18 protein-coding genes are annotated in these 18,005 nt (G+C 63.5%); 3 read left to right on the forward strand and 15 right to left on the reverse strand.

Annotated elements, in window-relative coordinates; genetic code table 11:
- Positions 1-360: 360 nt before the first annotated feature.
- The 5 genes from CAER_RS0111255 to CAER_RS0111275 form a co-directional block, all read right to left on the reverse strand.
- Positions 361-1,443 carry a hypothetical protein gene (locus tag CAER_RS0111255; RefSeq protein ID WP_027235457.1) on the reverse strand — a complete coding sequence of 361 codons (1,083 nt, stop codon included), beginning with the start codon at positions 1,441-1,443 and terminating at the stop codon, positions 361-363.
- Between the two features lie 181 nt (positions 1,444-1,624).
- Entirely contained in the window at positions 1,625-2,248 is a 624-nt protein-coding gene (locus CAER_RS0111260) for a class I SAM-dependent methyltransferase (protein ID WP_027235458.1), read from the reverse strand.
- A 27-nt stretch (positions 2,249-2,275) separates the two neighbouring features.
- A complete protein-coding gene (gene pssA / locus CAER_RS0111265; RefSeq protein WP_027235459.1) occupies positions 2,276-3,016 on the reverse strand; it encodes a CDP-diacylglycerol--serine O-phosphatidyltransferase in 741 nt (246 codons plus the stop codon).
- A 303-nt stretch (positions 3,017-3,319) separates the two neighbouring features.
- A complete protein-coding gene (locus CAER_RS0111270; protein ID WP_027235460.1) occupies positions 3,320-4,528 on the reverse strand; it encodes an aminopeptidase P family protein in 1,209 nt (402 codons plus the stop codon).
- A gap of 316 nt (positions 4,529-4,844) precedes the next feature.
- Complete coding sequence (locus CAER_RS0111275) at positions 4,845-5,630, reverse strand: alpha/beta hydrolase (protein WP_027235461.1); 786 nt, start codon at positions 5,628-5,630, stop codon at positions 4,845-4,847.
- Between the two features lie 200 nt (positions 5,631-5,830).
- Here CAER_RS0111275 and CAER_RS0111280 point away from each other — a divergent pair, with 200 nt between their 5' ends.
- Positions 5,831-7,303, forward strand: a complete 1,473-nt coding sequence (locus CAER_RS0111280; RefSeq protein WP_027235462.1) for an NAD-dependent succinate-semialdehyde dehydrogenase — start codon at positions 5,831-5,833, stop codon at positions 7,301-7,303.
- A 27-nt stretch (positions 7,304-7,330) separates the two neighbouring features.
- Here the strand turns inward: CAER_RS0111280 and CAER_RS0111285 are convergent, their stop codons facing one another.
- From CAER_RS0111285 to CAER_RS0111315, 7 genes are all read right to left on the reverse strand, one after another.
- Complete coding sequence (locus CAER_RS0111285) at positions 7,331-7,729, reverse strand: globin domain-containing protein (RefSeq protein WP_027235463.1); 399 nt, start codon at positions 7,727-7,729, stop codon at positions 7,331-7,333.
- Between the two features lie 242 nt (positions 7,730-7,971).
- The gene (locus CAER_RS0111290) at positions 7,972-8,436 is read right to left on the reverse strand and encodes an Hsp20 family protein (RefSeq protein WP_027235464.1); all 465 of its coding nucleotides are present in this window, start codon (positions 8,434-8,436) and stop codon (positions 7,972-7,974) included.
- Between the two features lie 132 nt (positions 8,437-8,568).
- Complete coding sequence (locus tag CAER_RS0111295; RefSeq protein WP_027235465.1) at positions 8,569-9,384, reverse strand: trypsin-like serine peptidase; 816 nt, start codon at positions 9,382-9,384, stop codon at positions 8,569-8,571.
- Positions 9,381-10,190, reverse strand: a complete 810-nt coding sequence (locus CAER_RS0111300) for a trypsin-like serine peptidase (protein ID WP_027235466.1) — start codon at positions 10,188-10,190, stop codon at positions 9,381-9,383. The genes CAER_RS0111295 and CAER_RS0111300 overlap by 4 nt, the downstream gene beginning before the upstream one ends.
- Positions 10,191-10,292: 102 nt before the next feature.
- Positions 10,293-11,615 (reverse strand): glycolate oxidase subunit GlcF, encoded by a 1,323-nt coding sequence (glcF, locus tag CAER_RS0111305; RefSeq protein WP_027235467.1) that lies wholly within the window; start codon positions 11,613-11,615, stop codon positions 10,293-10,295.
- A 3-nt stretch (positions 11,616-11,618) separates the two neighbouring features.
- Positions 11,619-12,716 carry an FAD-binding protein gene (locus CAER_RS0111310; RefSeq protein ID WP_027235468.1) on the reverse strand — a complete coding sequence of 366 codons (1,098 nt, stop codon included), beginning with the start codon at positions 12,714-12,716 and terminating at the stop codon, positions 11,619-11,621.
- Positions 12,717-12,769: 53 nt separating this feature from the next.
- The gene (locus tag CAER_RS0111315) at positions 12,770-14,215 is read right to left on the reverse strand and encodes an FAD-linked oxidase C-terminal domain-containing protein (protein WP_027235469.1); all 1,446 of its coding nucleotides are present in this window, start codon (positions 14,213-14,215) and stop codon (positions 12,770-12,772) included.
- Between the two features lie 80 nt (positions 14,216-14,295).
- Here CAER_RS0111315 and CAER_RS0111320 point away from each other — a divergent pair, with 80 nt between their 5' ends.
- Both CAER_RS0111320 and CAER_RS0111325 read left to right on the forward strand, forming a co-directional pair.
- Positions 14,296-15,018, forward strand: a complete 723-nt coding sequence (locus CAER_RS0111320; RefSeq protein ID WP_027235470.1) for a DUF599 domain-containing protein — start codon at positions 14,296-14,298, stop codon at positions 15,016-15,018.
- Between the two features lie 35 nt (positions 15,019-15,053).
- Positions 15,054-15,410, forward strand: a complete 357-nt coding sequence (locus CAER_RS0111325; protein ID WP_027235471.1) for a hypothetical protein — start codon at positions 15,054-15,056, stop codon at positions 15,408-15,410.
- A 71-nt stretch (positions 15,411-15,481) separates the two neighbouring features.
- Here CAER_RS0111325 and rlmH read toward each other — a convergent pair whose 3' ends face one another.
- From rlmH to CAER_RS0111340, 3 genes are all read right to left on the reverse strand, one after another.
- Entirely contained in the window at positions 15,482-15,952 is a 471-nt protein-coding gene (rlmH, locus tag CAER_RS0111330) for a 23S rRNA (pseudouridine(1915)-N(3))-methyltransferase RlmH (protein ID WP_027235472.1), read from the reverse strand.
- A 62-nt stretch (positions 15,953-16,014) separates the two neighbouring features.
- A complete protein-coding gene (rsfS, locus tag CAER_RS0111335; RefSeq protein ID WP_027235473.1) occupies positions 16,015-16,395 on the reverse strand; it encodes a ribosome silencing factor in 381 nt (126 codons plus the stop codon).
- A gap of 167 nt (positions 16,396-16,562) precedes the next feature.
- Positions 16,563-17,939, reverse strand: coding sequence for a mechanosensitive ion channel family protein (locus CAER_RS0111340; RefSeq protein WP_027235474.1), 1,377 nt, complete (start codon positions 17,937-17,939; stop codon positions 16,563-16,565).
- Positions 17,940-18,005: the final 66 nt, after the last annotated feature.

Below are 18,005 nucleotides of genomic sequence, written 5' to 3' on the forward strand. Positions count from 1 at the left end.
CGCGGACAGCGCCCGGCCGCCCCCCGGGCGGGCGCTACGCCCCCACCCGCGGCCGGGTGCCGTCCTGTGTCTCTCAATAAGTGTAATGCCAAGATTCGTCTCCAGCTGAGTAGAGGCATTTTGCGTGGCGTTGAGTTTAACCGGCGCCTTTGCCAGATTTCCCGCTTTCAGCTCTTTCCAGTCGCGATCTTAAATGAAGTGCAGTGCCTATCATGCTGCCTATCATCGCGGAGAGGAGTATGGCCTTTGAAAGCTCTGTAAATACCGCAAGCAACGCGACGACCAAAGCAGCACAGCACAAGTCCAGCCACCAGTCACGCCAGGTTTTCGGGTTTTGCAACAAGGGAAAACGCAACCCGCTCACCCCCCATACAGGTTCTTGTCATGCTTCTCGACAATCGCCGCAAACCGGCGGGCAAAGCGTTCATCCGCCTTGGCCTTCTTCTCCAGCACGTCGCGGGCGAACACCATGTTGCCCTCATGCGCTTCCAGCATGTCGGCCATCTTCTGGTTGGTCGCGGTGCCGATCGCCGCCATTGCGGTCTGGGCTTCCTTGTCGGTCTGCACGCCGATCTCGTTGATCCTGTGCGCCACGTCCTGCTGCTGCGCGGTCTTCAGCGATTTGGTCAGCGCATCATACAGCACCACCCGCTGCTGGGTGTCCGTCTGCAGCTTGTTGATCAGCACCATCTGCGTCGCCGCCTGGTTCTGCAAGCTGTCGACCCAGGTCTTGCCCTTCTCGATATAGCGCTCCAGCGTCTGGGACTTGGCAAGCTTCACCTGCTCGTCCTGCACCAGCGCGTTGTACTTCGCATTCAGCTCGGCCAGTTCGGTCTCCAGCTTGGTGCGCGCGGCGGCGTCCTGCTCGACCGAGATCTTGTTCTCCAGCTCGATAATCTGCGGATCCAGCGCCACGATCTCAGCCCGAACGCCCTCCAGCTCCTGCACGGTGAACTCGCGGTCGTCCAGCGTGGCGGTCAAGTTCACCTGCACCTTCTCCCGCTGATCTTCCAGGGTGGCCAGCTGGCCCTCCAAGAGCTTCACGATCACGTCCGACTTGGCGATCAGGTCCTGCAGCTTGTCGTCGATATTGGCGGTGCGCATCCGCTCCTGGCGCATCGAGTCCGATTTGCCTTTGGAGAAAAACCCGACAAAGCTCTCCCAGCCGGTTTTCGACCGCATCTCGTCGAAGTCCTTGGAGAACGCCGCGGTCACATCATCCAGCCCCATGATCAGCTCGGCGATGTTGGCGTTCATTACCTCGGTATGCGCGTGCACGTCTTCCAGCGTGGCGTTTTCGATGTCGATGCTGGCATCCTCGCCCGCCTCGATCTTGCTGCGCGCAGTTTCGATGCGCGAGGTCAGCGCCTCGATCCTGGCCTGGGAGTCCCGGACCTTCTCCTGGCTCTCCTCCACCATCCTGTCAAATTGGGAAACACTCATAGTATCCGTTCCTCCCGCTCAAATAACTGATCCGGATATGGGGATGTAAAAGGATTTTACATCCCCCTGGGCGGCGTAATTCCGCCCCTTTCCAAGTCACTGTTGCAGAGAGGCCGCACAAAGAAAACCCCCGGACGAACCTGAACGGAACCGGGGGCTGTCTCGCGCAAAAGGAGCAGCGTCACATCGTCTGCTGTTTGCTCAGAACCAGAAATGTCATCATGCCGAAGGGCGGAATGTTCTCCTGCTGCTCGACGCTCAGCCCGTCCTCCTGCAGCACCGTTTCCAGCGCAAAGTCGGAATGCCAGCCAATCACATTGGCAAGCGGCGCCGAGAGCTTCTCCAGCGAGGCCCGGACCCCCTTGCCGCTCTTAAAATGGTTGGTGATCACCACCTTGCCGCCAGGTTTCAGAACCCGGGCAATCTCGCGCATCACCCGCTCCGGTTCAGGCACAACGGACAGCACATGCATCGCCGCCACGGTGTCAAAGGAGTTGTCCGGGAAATCCAGCTGCCGCGCATCCATCTGGCGCAGCGCCTCCACCTGGCTCAGCCCCATTTCCTGCACTTTTCTCTGCGCCTTTTTCAGCATGTCATGGCTGAAGTCGATGCCAGTCACCTGCAGATGCGGCGCATAGTGCTGCAGCGACAGCCCGGTGCCGACGCCAACCTCCAGCACCTTGCCCTTGCGGGAATTAATATAGCGGGTTGCCCGGCGGCGGCCCGAACGCGTCACCGCGCCAAAGGTCCTGTCGTAAACCGGCGCCCAGCGCGCGTAAGATTCCTCTACTGCCTTGATATCCAATTCGTCCCTCCCCTTGGACGTCTCGGGCTAGTCCTTCGGCTTGGAAACCAGCCCCCAAATCACCATCACAACATAGCCGACGCATAGCACAACCAGCACCGTCCATGCATAGGTCAACAGTGCCGCAGCCATAAAGGCAAACCCCACCAGCAGGTACTTAACATGCTCGCGGGAGATTTTCATCGCCTTGGGCGACCAGGTCTGGATGTGGCTGATCATCAGCAGGCCGACCACCACCATATGCAGGCAGATCAGCAGCTCCGGCAGCACCATCGCCCCGTCAAATGCAAAGGAGACAAACATCGGCAGCATCGCCAGAAACGCCCCAGCGGGCGACGGGATGCCTTCGAAATAGCCGCTGCGCCCCTTCGGCTCCTCCTCCGATTTGCTGCCGACATTGAACCGCGCCAGCCGCACGACGCAGCAGACCGAAAACACCAGCACCGAAATCCAGCCCACGCCGCGCACGTCCTGCAGGGCCCAGAGATAGATCACCATTGGCGTCGCCACCCCGAAGTTCAGGAAATCGGCCAGCGAGTCGAGCTCCGCGCCCATCTTGCTCTCGCTGTGCAGCGCCCGCGCCAGCCGTCCGTCGAGCCCGTCCAGCACAGCGGCCAGCAGGATCAGCATCACCGCCAGGGTGTAATTGCCGTAAACCGCCGCGCGGATCGCCGACAGGCCCGCACAGATGGCGCCGATGGTCATCATGTTCGGCATCAGCTGGATCAGCGCAAATTCGGATTTTTTCTTTTCCGGAGCGTCATACATGGCGGTGGCACTTTCTTCCTCGCGAGGCGCTGGAGAGGCCGCGGCGCAAAGGTAAACCTTGGGGCAAACTAGGCGGCTATTGTAACCGTTGCGCACGTATGCCCCAAGAGCAGCTCAGGTGCAATATTTGCAGATCCTGCAGCCAGCCAGTGCGCTGGAGGTGCACAGGGGGTGCACGGGAAGTGTACAGGCGGTGCCCCCTGAAAAAAAGGGCACCGTGCATCGCACGGTGCCACGCCCAACTGTGAAGGCCTCCCGCCGGAAGGCCATGAGCAGGCGGGAGCACCCCGCCCGCGCCGCGGCTCAGCCGACCACGTTGAACTCCGGCCCGTAAGGGTACTTGGTGATGTTCTCGTTGCCATCCTCATGGATCACCAGGATGTCATGCTCGCGGTACCCGCCCGCGCCGGGGTTGCCCTCGGCAACGGTCAGCATCGGCTCCATTGAGATCACCATGCCCGGCTCCAGCACCGTGTCGACGTCCTCGCGCAGCTCCAGCCCGGCCTCGCGGCCATAGTAGTGCGACAGCACGCCGAACGAATGGCCATAGCCGAAGGTGCGGTACTGCAGCAGGTCGCGTTCTTCGAAGAAGGCATTGATCTTATGGGTGATGTCAGCGCAGCTGGCGCCCGGCTGCAGCAGCGAGATGCCGTATTCATGGGCCGCCACGTTGGCCTCCCAGATCTTCAGGCTCTCGGCGTCCACTTCCTTGACGAACATGGTCCGCTCCAGCGCGGTGTAATAGCCGGAGATCATCGGGAAGGTGTTCAGCGACAGGATATCGCCGCGCTGAAGAGTGCGCCCCGTGACCGGGTTGTGGGCGCCGTCGGTGTTGATGCCGGACTGGAACCAGACCCAGGTGTCCCGGTACTCGGCATCCGGGAAGCGCTTGGCAATCTCCAGCTCCATCGCGTCACGCCCGGCCATCGCCACGTCGATCTCGCGCACCCCTTCCTTGACCGCATCGCGGATCGCAAAGCCGCCCACGTCTGCCACTGCGGCACCGGCCCGTATGATCTCGATCTCGGCCGCCGATTTGCGCATCCGCTGCTCCATGGTCGGCAAGTAAAGATCGACCAGTTTGGACGGATTCAGGAACGCTTCCAGCTTGCCCTTCTGCAGCAGCGTCAGGTGGTCGCTTTCATAGCCGACAACCGCGCCCTCGCCGCTTACAGTCTTGATTGCACGCCAGAAATTGTCGCGCTGCCAGTCGGTATAAGTGATGTTGTCGCAGAATGAGCGGCGCCAGGGCTGGCCCGCGTCGATACCTGCTGAGATGGTAACTGCCTCGGTCCCGGTCACCACCAGGCCGTAGGGCCGGCCAAAGGCGCAATAGGTGAAGCCCGAGTAGTAGGAGATGTTGTGCATCGAGGTGAAGACGGCAGCGCTCACCCCGGTGTCGGCCATGATCTTGCGCAGGCCGGCAATCCGCGCCTCGTACTCGGAGACAGCAAATTGCAGCGGCGCTTTTTCACCATTGTGAAAACGGTACATTTCAGGACGTGCAGTCATATCAGACCCTTCCTTCTTACAAGAAAGGTCCCGGCGTTCAGGACAGTTTTGGAATGTGGGGGCACCATGTATCCCATGCGGCGACGCCATCGCCTGGCCCTTGCGCGGAAGATGCGGCGGAAACCGGATTCTGGCAAGAAGATTTTTCCGCCGATGGCCGCATCGCAGAGAGGGCAGCGCCCGAGCCTCGGGGCGGGAGCTGAAAACGCCCTCCCCGTGAGGGAGGGTCGGGCGCTGCCCGGCCGGCCGGCCGGACATAAAGCTTCAATTCGGGATCAATGTGCCGCGGCGGGCGCTTCCGCCAGCCAATGCGCGTTTAATTCACGATCAGCGCGACCAGGTCGCTTTCGGGATCCCCCAGCTGGTCGATCACGTTGAAATGGTGTTTGCCAAAGGCGATCACGTGATCCGCCTCCCAGGCCTCCACCAGCCAGATCGCCTGATCCAGAAACGCCGGACGTTCCTCGCCGCCAACCCAGACCGTGACCTCCGCCGGATAGCGGTCCGTCATATCCACCGGGCTTTCTGCAATTGCCGCTGCCGAGTCCATCCGGAACTTCTGGTTCATCGACGTCCGCAGAAGCGGCCGCAGATCCGCCAGCGGCGAGATCGGGATCACCGTCTTGATCCGCTCCCCCACCTCTGCCGGCAGCAGCGCCTTGTCCAGCATCCGCGCCACCAGATGCCCGCCCGCCGAATGGCCGGCCAGCGCAATCGGGCCGTCCACCTCTGCCGCGATCCGCGTCACCGCCGCGGCGATCTGGCGGGTGATATCGGCGATCCGCACATCCGGGCACAGGTCATAAGACGGCATCGCCACCGCCCAGCCATGCGCAATCGCGCCGCGTGCCAAATGCGACCAGGAGCTTTTGTCGAAGGCCAGCCAGTAGCCGCCGTGCACAAAGACAAACACCCCCTTGGGCGTGCCTTCCGGCAGAAACAAGTCGAAGCGCTGCCGCGCCCCCTCGCCATAGGGGATGTCCAGCCGGGCGCGCTCATGCAGGCTGTTGCGGAAATCCTCGGCTGAGGCAGCCCAGCGCGGCGGGTACGCCTCTGCATTCTCGATATAAGCCCCGTTGGCATAGGCATCATCCAATTCCATGCCCAGTCTCCCCTTTAATTTTGTTCTTTGCGGCTACCTGACAGTCTCGCACAGGACATGTCAAATTGCCCTGCGGAAAATTCCATTCCCCGGACTCTTGGCCGGAAAATTTGATCAAATTCTGGACTTATCGTTCTGTCTGGACATATCAAGGCACAGCTGATTTGCATTTCAGTGACAGAACCCCTGGGAGGCCCGCAATGCTTGATGCAACCACTGACCTGAAATCCCTGCTAAACGACCCCAGCCTGCTGGAGACGCGCGCCTATATCGGCGGCCAGTTTGTCGAGGGCGAGGACACCTTTGACGTGACCAACCCGGCCCGCGGCGACGTGATTGCCAAGGTCGCGGATGTCAGCCGCGCCCAGGTGGCGGGCGCCATTGCCCAGGCCGAAACCGCACAAAAGGACTGGGCCAAATGGACCGGCAAGGAGCGCGCCAATGTGCTGCGCAAATGGTTCGACCTGATGATGGAGAACCAGGAGGATCTGGCGGTGATCCTGACCGCCGAAATGGGCAAGCCGCTGGCTGAGTCGCGCGGCGAGGTTGCCTATGGCGCCTCCTTCGTGGAGTTCTTCGCCGAAGAAGCCAAGCGGATCTACGGGGAGACCATCCCCGGCCACCAGCGCGACAAGCGCATCACCGTGATCAAGCAGCCGATCGGCGTCGCCGCTTCGATCACGCCGTGGAACTTTCCCAACGCGATGATCACCCGCAAAGCGGGTCCGGCGCTGGCGGCGGGCTGCTCCTTCGTTGCGCGCCCGGCGGCAGAGACGCCGCTGTCCGCCATTGTTCTGGCGGTGCTGGCCGAGCGCGCGGGCATTCCGGCGGGCGTGTTCAACGTGGTGCCGTCCTCGCGTTCCTCCGATGTGGGCAAGGAGTTCTGCGAGAACCCGGCGGTGCGCAAGCTGACCTTCACCGGCTCCACCGAAGTGGGCCGCATCCTGCTGAAGCAAGCCTCCGAGCAGGTGATGAAATGCTCGATGGAACTGGGCGGAAATGCGCCCTTCATCGTGTTCGACGACGCGGATCTGGACGCCGCGGTCGAAGGCGCGATCATGTGCAAATTCCGCAACAACGGCCAGACCTGCGTCTGCGCCAACCGGATCTTTGTGCAGGCTGGCGTTTACGATGCCTTTGCGGAAAAGCTGAAAGCGGCCCTGGAGAAGATGACGGTGGGCGACGGGCTGAAAGACGGCACGGATTTCGGCCCCCTGATCACCAAGGACGCGGTGGAAAAGGTCGAGGAGCATATCGCCGACGCCACCTCCAAAGGCGGCGAAGTGATCCTGGGCGGCAACCCGTCGGAGCTGGGCGGCACCTTCTTCCAGCCGACCGTCGTGACCGGCGCGACCCAGGACATGGCGTTTGCCAACGAGGAGACCTTTGGCCCGCTTGCGCCGCTGTTCAAGTTCGAGAACGAGGACGAGGTGATCGCGATGGCCAATGACACCATCTTCGGCCTGGCGTCCTATTTCTATGCCAACGATCTGAGCCGCGTTTACAAGGTGGCCGAAGCGCTGGAATACGGGATTGTCGGGGTGAACACCGGCATCATCTCCACCGAAGTGGCACCGTTCGGCGGCGTCAAGCAGTCCGGCCTGGGCCGCGAAGGCAGCCACCACGGCATCGAGGACTACCTGGAGATGAAATACATCTGCATGTCGGTCTGACCCCGTAACGCCGGCAGCAGAAGCAGATCAATGCCGGTCCATCGTCCCGGCCACCCTGCTGATGGCGCTGGCCCAGGCGGTTTCCGTCTCCGGGTCCAGTGCCGGTCCCAGAACATCGCGCAAAGCGGCAATCAGCGCCCGCTTTGCCACTTCGCTCTCCCGCGCGCCCAGATCCAGATGCGCGTGGTCCTGAACCAGGCGCGCGCTAAGTTCTGCCAGCGCCGCTGGATCGTCCAGATTGCGCACACAGGCGGCAATCATCGCCGTCAGCATCGCCTTCTGCTTCACAAAATTGCCCCGGAACATGCCGCGCGCCTGCGGTATGCGGGTGAACAGATGCACGTAAAACCGTTCCGCCAGATCCGCCTTGCGGGCAAAAACCCCGGCAAAGCTCTGCTGAACATTCTGAATTTCCTGAGGGGTCATCAAACCGCCAATTCACCGAGACCAAACCAAGGCACCAGGCGTGCCCGCCGCGGTGCCTGCTGCAGGCGGAAACAGCGCCGGTGCAAATTTTTTCTTCCCCTCAACAGTGCGCCCAAAAGGCTAAGAATTGCTTGAGCCCCAGACACGCAGGCGCGTCCAGCGCCCGCGGCAGGCCACCTGGCACAAAAAATGCCCCCCGGCAGAACCGGGGGGCGTATGCGCTCGGACCGGAGTCCGCGGGATCAGTTGACCGTTTTGGCCTCGATCTCGGGACGGGCCGGGCGGGAGGAGGAGATTTCGATCCGGCGCGGTTTCAGCGCCTCCGGCACCTCGCGGTGCAGATCGATATGCAGCATGCCGTTTTCCAGGCTGGCGCCGGTCACGCGCACATGGTCGGCCAGGGTAAACCGGCGTTCAAAGGCGCGGGTTGCGATGCCGCGGTGCAGGAAGGTGCGCTCTTCGCCGTCTTCGGCCTTTTTGGCCGCGACAACCAAGGCGTTTTCCTTGACTTCGACGCTCAGGTCTTCCTCGGCAAAACCGGCGACGGCAATCGAAATGCGATAGCTGTCGGCGTCGGTCTTTTCGATGTTGTAGGGCGGGTAGCTGGACTGGGCGGCATCGGCGCTCAGGGCGCGGTCCATCAGGTTGGCGATCTGGTCAAAGCCGATGGTTGCACGGTGCAGCGGTGTAAAATCAAAGGTACGCATTTTCCATCCTCATTCATGAGCGATTTCAGGACGCCTTCCCCGCGGGGACAGGCTGGAATAACCCGGGCCCCATTCAGCGGCTGCCCGGATAGTCCTGAGATAGGAAGCGAAATTACGGCTTCAAGGGGGCTGTCAGCCGCCCGGGCGCACAAATTTCGCGCCGCCGGCAGAGCTGCCGCCGCCGACCCGGATACGCTTGATCCGGCGGCCCGGCGCGGCCACCGGATTGCGCCGCAGCTGGGCCTTCAGCTCGGCCACCCGCTGCGGCAGTTTCATACCGAACGCCACCTGCTTGCCGCGGTAAGTGCCGCCGCCGGACACTAGAGCCAGGATGCGCCCGCGCCCGCCCACCTGGGAAAACACCGGCGCACCGGAGGAGCCGAAAGTGACGTTGCAGTCGATCATCAGCACGTCCTGATGCTCGCCCATCAGGTTGCACGCGCGCTGCCGCGACAGCGCCTCGGCGCGGCCCTGGCCATAGGAGGTCACCGAAATGCCGCTGCCGTACTCCCGGCCCGTGTGCAGGGCAAAGGCGTCGGCCTCGCCGCTGAGGATGGGTTCCGCCAGCCGGACCAGCGCCACATCATGGCGAATGTTTTCCATATTAAGGCGTGTTTGCGGATTGAAGCCCGGATGCGCGGCGATCTGAAGCGCCCGTCGTTCGGCAATCGCCACCCCGTCGCGCAACCCGGCGCGGAAAGCGATCTGCTCTGCCGGGCGCAGAGTTCTGTTCCGGTCATAGACACAATGCGCAGCGGTCAGCACCAGATCCGGCGCGATCAATGTGCCGGTGCAGAACCCCTGGCCGTTCAGCTCCAGGCGCCCCACGGCCTCCCAGCCCAGCAGGTCATCGCGGTCGGTCAGGCGCCTGAGGCCAGTGCCCTGCGCCATTGCGCTGCCAGCGCAGGCCAGCATGGCGACACCCGCTATCAGCGCCCGCCGGATCATTGCCTGATGAACTTGGCGCCTGAGGAGCTGCGCCCCTCGCCCACGCGCACGCGCCCCACTCCGGGCGGCAGGCGGCCGCCAGTAGCGACCCCGGTCAGCTGCGCCTGCAACAGCGTCAGCTCTTCCGCCAAGGCGGAGCCGAGCGAGACCCGCTCGCCGCTGACCTCCGCCTTGGCGGAGATCACCGACACAATCCGCGGAGAGCCGCCTTCAAAGGAAAACACCGGCGCGCCGGAAGAGCCGAAATCCACATCGCAGGACATCACCAGCACCCCCTCCTGCCGCGCCATCACTGCGCAGACTTCCTGCAGGGACGGCGCCTCGGACCGGTCGTGGGCATAAGAGACGACGCCGATCTTGGCCCCCTTGCGCGGGCGCTCATCGGTTTCGAACGGTGTCACGGTGGTATTGCGGATCGGGCGCTGCAATTGCAGGAGGGCAATGTCGTTGCGCACCCGGCTGGTAGAAAGCTCCCCGTCGTAGATATAGGATGGATGCTGCACCGCCCGGCGCACGCTGCGGTAGGCCGAGGCGCGCCCGTTGCGCCAGCCGGCCCGGAATTCGATGGTGGCAGGGTCGATCGGCGCCTTGGTGCGGCTGTCATAGAGGCAATGCGCGGCGGTCAGCACCAGATCAGGGGCAATCAGCGCGCCGGTGCAGAAACCCTCGCCATTCACGTCGAGCCGCCCGACAGCCTCCCATTTGCGGCCCGCATCCAGGGTATCCATCCGCTGCAAACGGCTGTCCTGCGCCGTCGCCGCAGCCGGCAGCAACGCTGCCAGAGCGGCCAGTATCCACTGCCTCACATGCGTCTCCTCTTATCCACCGGCTGGGAGATTATCGGTCTGTTCAGGCAAAATTACGGCAAGCCTGCGGATAATGCAGCCCGATTCTTTCGGCAGGCAGACTTAGCGCAGTATTGGAACCTCCGGCGCGCGTTTGCCCGGCGCCGTCAGCGCAGGCGGCTGCGGGCCGCCGGTGGCCCAATCCAGAAGCTCCACCGTATGCACGATGGGCAACGCAGTGCCGGAGCCGATCTGCATCATGCAGCCGACGTTGCCTGCCGCGATCAGGTCGGGGCTCTTTGCCTCCAGCGTCTTCACCTTGCGCGCCTTCAGCTCGGCGGAAATGTCCGGCTGCATCAGGTTATAAGTGCCAGCCGACCCGCAGCAGAGATGGCTGTCGGCGGGCTCCACCACGGTGAAGCCTGCGCGTTTCAGCAGTGTCTTCGGATGGGTCTTGATCTGCTGCCCGTGCTGCAGCGAGCAGGCAGCGTGATAGGCCACGGTCAGCCCCTTGTCCGCGCCCTCGGGCAGCTCCAGTTGCATCAGCAGTTCGGAGACATCCATCGCAATGGCCGAGACGCGCGCCGCATCCGCCGCCAGCGGCTCATTGCGGAACATGTGGCCATATTCCTTGACCGTGGTGCCGCAGCCGGAGGTGTTGATGACAATGGCGTCCAGCCCCTGCCCGTCCATCTCTGCCGTCCAGGCGCGGATGTTCTTGGCAGCGGTGGCGTGGCTTTCGTCCTCGCGCCCCATATGGTGGGTCAGCGCACCGCAGCAGCCCGCGCCCTTGGCCACCACCACCTCACACCCCAGCCGGGTCAGAAGGCGGATGGTGGCGTCGTTGATATCGGTGTTCAGCGCCTTCTGCGCACAGCCGGTCATCAGCGCCACGCGCTTTTTGCGCGGCACTGCGGGGGCAAAGCTTTGCGGATCGTCGTTGCGGCTCACCGGCGGGATGTGTTTCGGCGCCATGTCCAGCATCGCCCGCAGCCGCGGATCGGGCAGCAGCCCCTTGAAAGGCCTGGCCAGCTTGGCGCCCATCAGCGCTAGCCGGAACCGGGTCGGATAGGGCAGGATGCGGGCCAAGAGCCAGCGCAGGGCCTTATCGCTCCAGGGCCTGTCGTAGTGTTTTTCAATGTAAGCGCGGGCATGATCAACCAGGTGCATGTAATGCACGCCCGAGGGGCAGGTGGTCATGCACGCAAGGCAGGACAGGCAGCGGTCGATATGCTTGACGGTCTTGGCGTCCGGCACCCGCTCATTCTCCAGCATGTCCTTGATCAGATAGATCCGGCCGCGCGGGCTGTCGAGTTCGTCGCCCAGCACCTGATAAGTCGGGCAGGTCGCGGTGCAAAAACCGCAATGGACGCAAGTGCGCAGGATCTCATTGGCGCGTTTGGTGCCGGGGTCCTGGAGTTGCTGCTCGGTGAAAGTGGTTTGCATGTCTTACCCCATTAAGCCCGGATTGAGGATGCCGCGCGGGTCGAACTGCCGCCGCAGCCCTTCGGAAATCGCTGCCAGAGGCGCTGGCTGCGGCTGGAACACGCCCAGCCGCGCGCGGGTGTCCTGCGAAGCCCGCACCAGAGTGGCGTGACCCGGCACATTGATCCTTGCGCGCAGATCCGCGCCCTCCGGCACCAGCGCCCAGATCAGCCCGCCGCCCCAATCGAATTGCAGCGCCTCCGCCTGAAGCTGCGGCGCCAGTTCCGCCGCGTCCGAGGGCTTCACCGAAATCCGCCAGACATCCCCCGCGCGCCCGTGAAAGGCCGAGACATCGCGCAGGCTCTGCCACAGGTCTTGGGCCTGCTCCTGCACCTCGGCCTTGCCAAAGGGCGACAACATCTCCGCCAGCCTGCCGCTGCGGTAGGCGGTGGAACCGGCAAACCCTTCCACCCGGATGCACACCTGACCGGCCTCTGCGTCATAGGCCGCGCCGGTGACGTCATATGGTGAACCCAACGCCGCTGACATCGCCCGCACTGCCTGCGGCAAGTCGAGCCCGGCCACCGTCACCGTCGCCTCCGCCTCGGCCCGCGGCAGCACCTTGAGCGATACCTCCGTCAGCACTCCCAGCGTGCCGTGTGCCCCGCAGAGAAGTTTGACAAGGTCATAGCCGGTCACGTTTTTCATCACCCGGCCGCCGTTCTTCACCACCTGGCCGGACCCGTCCACGAACCGAACGCCCAGCAAGTGATCGCGCGCCGCGCCCGCCTGGATGCGCCGGGGGCCGGAAATGCCCGCGGAAATCACACCGCCAATGGTCGGCTCCTCTTCGGTGCCCAGCAGCCCGCGGTGGTCCATCGGCTCAAATGCCAGCCGCTGGTTCTGGGCGGCCAGCAGCGCCTCCACCTCCGCAACCGGCGTGCCCGCCTTCACCACCAGCGTCAGCGCGCCGGGCTCATAAAGCTCGATACCGGACAGGGCACGTGTGCTCAGCACATCCCCGTCCACAGCCAGCCCGTGGCTGCCGCCGCCCTGAATGCACAGCGGCCCGCTTGCGCCTGCGATGGCTTCGGCCAGTTCTGCCTCGCTCCCTGGTGTCATCATTCTCATCTTTCCGGAAATACTCTGGGGGGGGTTTGGGGGCCAGCCCCCAGTTATTCAGCTGCCAATGGCGCCCGCCGGCCTTCTGTCACCGACAGCGGAAACACCTTGGCCGGATTGAGCAGCCACTTGGGGTCAAACACATCCTTGACCTTCAGCTGCGCCTCCAGATCCGTTTCATCGTACTGGTGCAGCATCAGATCCCGTTTCTCGATCCCCACCCCATGCTCGCCGGTCAGGCAGCCGCCCGCCTCGACGCACAGCTTCAGGATTTCGGCGCCAAAGGCCTCGCAGGTCTCCAGGTCGCCCGGCTTGTTGGCATCGAACAGGATCAGCGGGTGCATGTTGCCGTCGCCCGCGTGAAAGACATTGGCCACGTCCAGACCGAATTCCTGGCTCATCTCGCCGATCCGGCGCAGCACAAAGGGCAGCGAGGACACCGGGATGGTGCCGTCCAGGCACATGTAATCGTTGATCTGCCCCATGGCGCCAAAGGCGGATTTGCGGCCCAGCCATATGCGGGCGGCCTCATCCGCATCTCCGGCCTCGCGCAGCTCCACCGGGTTGTGCGACCGGGCAATCTCCATGATCAGTCCAAGCTGGTGATCAATCTCCGCCGGGCTGCCCTCCACCTCGATAATGAGGAGCGCCTCGCACATCGGGTAACCTGCCTTGGCAAAGGCCTCGCAGGCCTCAATGCAGGGACGGTCCATGAATTCGATGGCAACCGGCAGCACGCCTGCCTTGATGATGTCGCTGACACAGGCGCCGGCCACCTCATTGCTGTCAAAGGCGATCAGAACGGGGCGGGCTCCCTCCGGCTTGCGCAGGATGCGCAGGGTGGCCTCCGTCACCACGCCCAATTGCCCCTCGCTGCCGCAGATCACACCCAGCAGGTCCAGCCCGCCCGAATCCAGATGGGCGCCGCCGATCTCCACCACGGTGCCATCCATCATCACCATGGTCACGCCAAGCAGGTTGTTGGTCGTCACCCCGTATTTCAGGCAATGCGCGCCGCCGGAGTTCATCGCGATATTGCCGGCAATGGCACAGGCCAGCTGCGAGGAGGGATCGGGCGCGTAGAAGAACTCTTCCTCCTCCACTGCACCGGAGACGCTCAGATTGGTGCGGCCGGTCTGCACCCGGATGATGCGGTTCTCGTAGTCGGTCTCCAGCACCTCATTCATCCGCGCCACGCCCAGGATCACGCAATCCGCGGTGGGCAGCGCCCCGCCCGCCAGCGAGGTGCCCGCCCCGCGCGGCACCACCGGGACGCCTTCCTCGTGGCAGATGCGCAGAATGTCTGAGACCTCCTGCGTGGTGCGCGGCAGCACCGCCAGCAGCGGCGGGCATTTATAAGCGGTCAGCGCATCACATTCATAGGCGCGGGTCTCCATCTCATCCTGGATGACCGCATCGGCGGGCAGCACAGCCAGCAGCCGCTCAGCAATCCGCGCTTTGCGGGCCAGAATGGCGGGGTTCGGGGATGGCATCTCCATGGGGCTCTCCTCTTTGGTAAAATAATATTACCAATTTATCGCATCTGGCAAGGGGCGGATTGCCGCGCTAGGGTCTGGCCATGATCTGGACCACCCGCCTTGCACAGTTTTCCCTGTTTGACCTTGCCGCCCTGACCCTGCTGCTCGCCAGCTGGCTGTGGATCGGCTGGCGGATCGAGAACCCGCCAAAGGGGCGGCCGTCGGTGTCCTGGCTGATGGCGGACTTCCGGCGCGACTGGATGAAGCGGATGGTAGAGCGCGACCCGCGGATCTTTGACGCCCAGCTGGCAGGCAACCTGCGCCAGGCCACCGCCTTTTTCGCCTCAGCGGCGATGATCGCCATTGGCGGCGGGCTGGCGCTGATCGGCAATACAGAACAGCTGGCGGGCGTTGCTGAGGACCTGATCCAGGACAGCGCCCCGGCCTTTGTCTGGGAGGTGAAGATCCTGGTGGTGCTGCTGTTCCTGTCGAATGCCTTTCTGAAATTCGTCTGGTCCCACCGGCTGTTCGGTTATTGCGCTGTGGTGATGGCGGCAGTGCCGAACGACAGCGGGGATGCTCTGGCCTATCCGCGCGCCGCGCAGGCAGCTGAGATCAGCATCAGTGCCGCGCGCAGCTTCAACCGCGGCATGCGGGCAACCTATTTCGCCTTGGCCGCGGTGGCCTGGCTGGCGGGAGCGTTGGCCCTGGCCGGTGCAGCGGTGATCACCTTTGCCGTCCTCTACCGGCGTGAATTTGCCTCGCACTCGCGCGCGGTCCTGATGCGCATCCCGCCGGAAAGCGACGGGGACACGGTTTCGTGACTGCGCCGCTCCGCCTGCAAAGATATGGTGCGGGCATGAAACAACTGCTTCTGCCGCTCCTGCTGACAACCGCCGCCCTGCCCGCCCTTGCGGATGAGCCGGTGATCGAAAACACCACGGCCCGCCAATCCGGCGGCGGCTGGACCTTCAATACCACCCTGTCCCACCCGGATACCGGATGGGAGCATTATGCCGACGGCTGGCGGGTGCTGGACATGGACGGGAAAGAGCTGGGCATGCGGGTGCTGGCGCATCCGCATGAGCACGAGCAGCCCTTCACCCGGTCATTGAGCGGTGTGCAAATCCCGGAGGGCACAACTCAGGTGCAGATCCAGGCCCGCTGCCTGGTCGACGGATGGGGCCGGGATACGTACGTCCTCACCCTGCCGTGACTTCACCTTTCTGAGAAAACTCGCGCCGCAGGCATGCGCCTGCCAGGCGCATTCACACCCTGTGAGACGGCTCACACCCGGTGATAGGGGCTGCCGGCCAGAATGGTTGCAGCGCGGTAGATCTGCTCCGCCAGCATCACCCGCACCAGCATGTGCGGCCACACCATCTTGCCAAAGGAGATCGAAAAATCCGCCTCAGCCCGCAACGAAGGGTCGATCCCGTCCGCGCCGCCGATGATCAGCGCCAGGTCCTGGCGGCCGCTGTCGCGCCAGCCGGCCAGCTTGTCCGCGAAATCCGGCGAGGACAGCAGCTTACCGCGCTCATCCAGGGTGCAGATCACCGCGCCCTTGGGCAGCGCTTTGCGCAATAGCGCCGCCTCGGCGGCCATGCCTGCGTTTTTCTTGTCCTCGATCTCCACCACCCGCGCAGGCCCCAGGCCCAGCGCACGGCCGGTCCGGTCGAACCGGGTCAGGTAGTCGTCGATGAGGGATTTTTCCGGGCCAGAGCGCAAGCGGCCGGCCGCACAGATATGCAGGCGCATGAAATTCCTGAAGCAATCCGGCCCGCACCCTGCGCGCGGGCCTGCATCTATTCAGCCTGGGATCAATCCTCGGCTGCCGGAGTTGCCGGAGCAGACTCGGCACCTGCGGGCATCCACATCTTCTCAAGCTGGTAGAACTCGCGCACTTCCGGGCGGAAGAGATGGACGATCACATCGCCGGTGTCGATCAGCACCCAGTCGCCTGCATCCTTGCCTTCGACCTTGCAGCTGATCCGGAACTCCTGCTTGAGCCGGTCCATCAGTTTTTCCGACATTGCCGCAACCTGGCGGGTGGAGCGGCCGGACGCCAGCACCATATAGTCGCCGATCGAGGTCTTGCCGCGCAGGTCGATCTGCACAACATCTTCGGCTTTGTCATCGCTGAGTGAGGAGAGAATCCGCTCCAGCAGCTGTTCGCTGGTGGGCTGGGACTGGGCGGCCATCACGGCTGCCCCATTAACAGCGGCACCTGCCGCTTGAGGTACGGGTGACAGGACATAGTCCTCCTTGCAACGCGCCGCCAAGCCCCGGCGCCGGGCCTGTTAATAATGTAGCAACCAGTTGGTGAATTTTCAATGAAACCCCGCTCTGGCGATGCAAGCCATGGGCTTTACTCCTCATTTCCCTCAGGTGCAACCCTGACCGGCAGCGGGTCGTTCAGCATCCGCACCTCGCGCTGCGGGAACGGGATTGAGATGCCCTGCGCCTGGAACGAATCCCACAGCGCCAGAAAGACGTTGCCGCGGATATTGGTCAGCCCGCCGGTGGGATCGTCGATCCAGAACCGCAGCACATAATCGACGCTGCTGTCGCCAAACCCGGTGATGTGGCAAACCGGCTTCTTGCTGCCGTACTGCAGCACCCGGTTGACGCTGGAAGCCGCTTCAATCGCGATTTTACGGACCTTGTGGGGATCATCGCCGTAGGCGGTGCCAAAGGTCAGGTCCAGGCGGACAAATCTGTCCGAATGCGACCAGTTCACCACCTGAGTGGTGATCAGATCCTCATTCGGGATCAGATACTCCCGCCCGTCGCGGGTTACGACGGAAACATACCGGGCGCCCAGCGAGTTGATCCAGCCGAAGGTTTCGCCCAGCGAAATCACGTCTCCCGGCTTGATCGACTTATCCAGCAGAATGATCAGGCCGGACACCAGGTTCGACACCACCTTCTGCAGGCCGAAGCCAAGGCCCACGCCGATGGCGCCGGACAGCACCGCCAGCCCGGTCAGGTCGATGCCGATGGCCTTCAGACCGATGAAGAACGCGCCGCCGAACAGCAGGATCTGGGCCAGCTTGGCCCCCAGCACCTGCATTGAAGGGGAAATCTCAGAGTTGGAGCGGATCCGGTTTGCCGCCATCTGGGAAATCACCCGTGCCAGCGTCAGCATCACCCCGAGGATGACAACCGCCTGAACCACCAGAAACAGCGAGATTCTCAGGTCGCCGAAGTCAATGGCGATGCTGTCCAGCAGCGCGGTGGCCTCCTGTGTGATCCCCAGGATGCGCAGGGTGATCCAAACCCATGCGCCGTATTTCACAATGTTGCGCAAAAGCGGGTTGCCGACCAGCCGGGTGGCAAAGGAGACGATCAGCCAGGCCAGCGACAGGTTGGCGGCCACCGCCAGCAAGCGGGAACGGCTGGGCCAGGTGGCCTCCTGCATGATCAGGACAACTGTCCAGATCAGCACCACGAACAAGACCCCGCGGATCCGCTTGTGCACCACCAGCCCCAAACGCATCCGCCAGCGCGGCCAGCCTTCACGTGCGCGCAACCAGTTGTGAAACGCCTGGCTGATCGGCCGCGCGATCAGGGTCGCCAGCACAAAGAGGGCCACCCCGATCCCCACCTGATAGGCGTTCCAGGGTCTTAGCAGCAGTTCGATGCCGCCGGCGGCGAATTCCCAAAGCTGCTGTCCAAGCTCGATCGCTTCAGCGGCGCTTTCCGCCAGCGCGTCCTTGGGTTGGGTCTGCTCTTCCGGCTCCATCACGCCCCCTTTTTCCTGCAGTCTGCCGTCCCCGCAGGTTTTGATCAAGAACACACCCTGAAAGCA

Origin of the sequence: Leisingera caerulea DSM 24564, assembly GCF_000473325.1 — a bacterium.
GTDB lineage: Bacteria > Pseudomonadota > Alphaproteobacteria > Rhodobacterales > Rhodobacteraceae > Leisingera > Leisingera caerulea.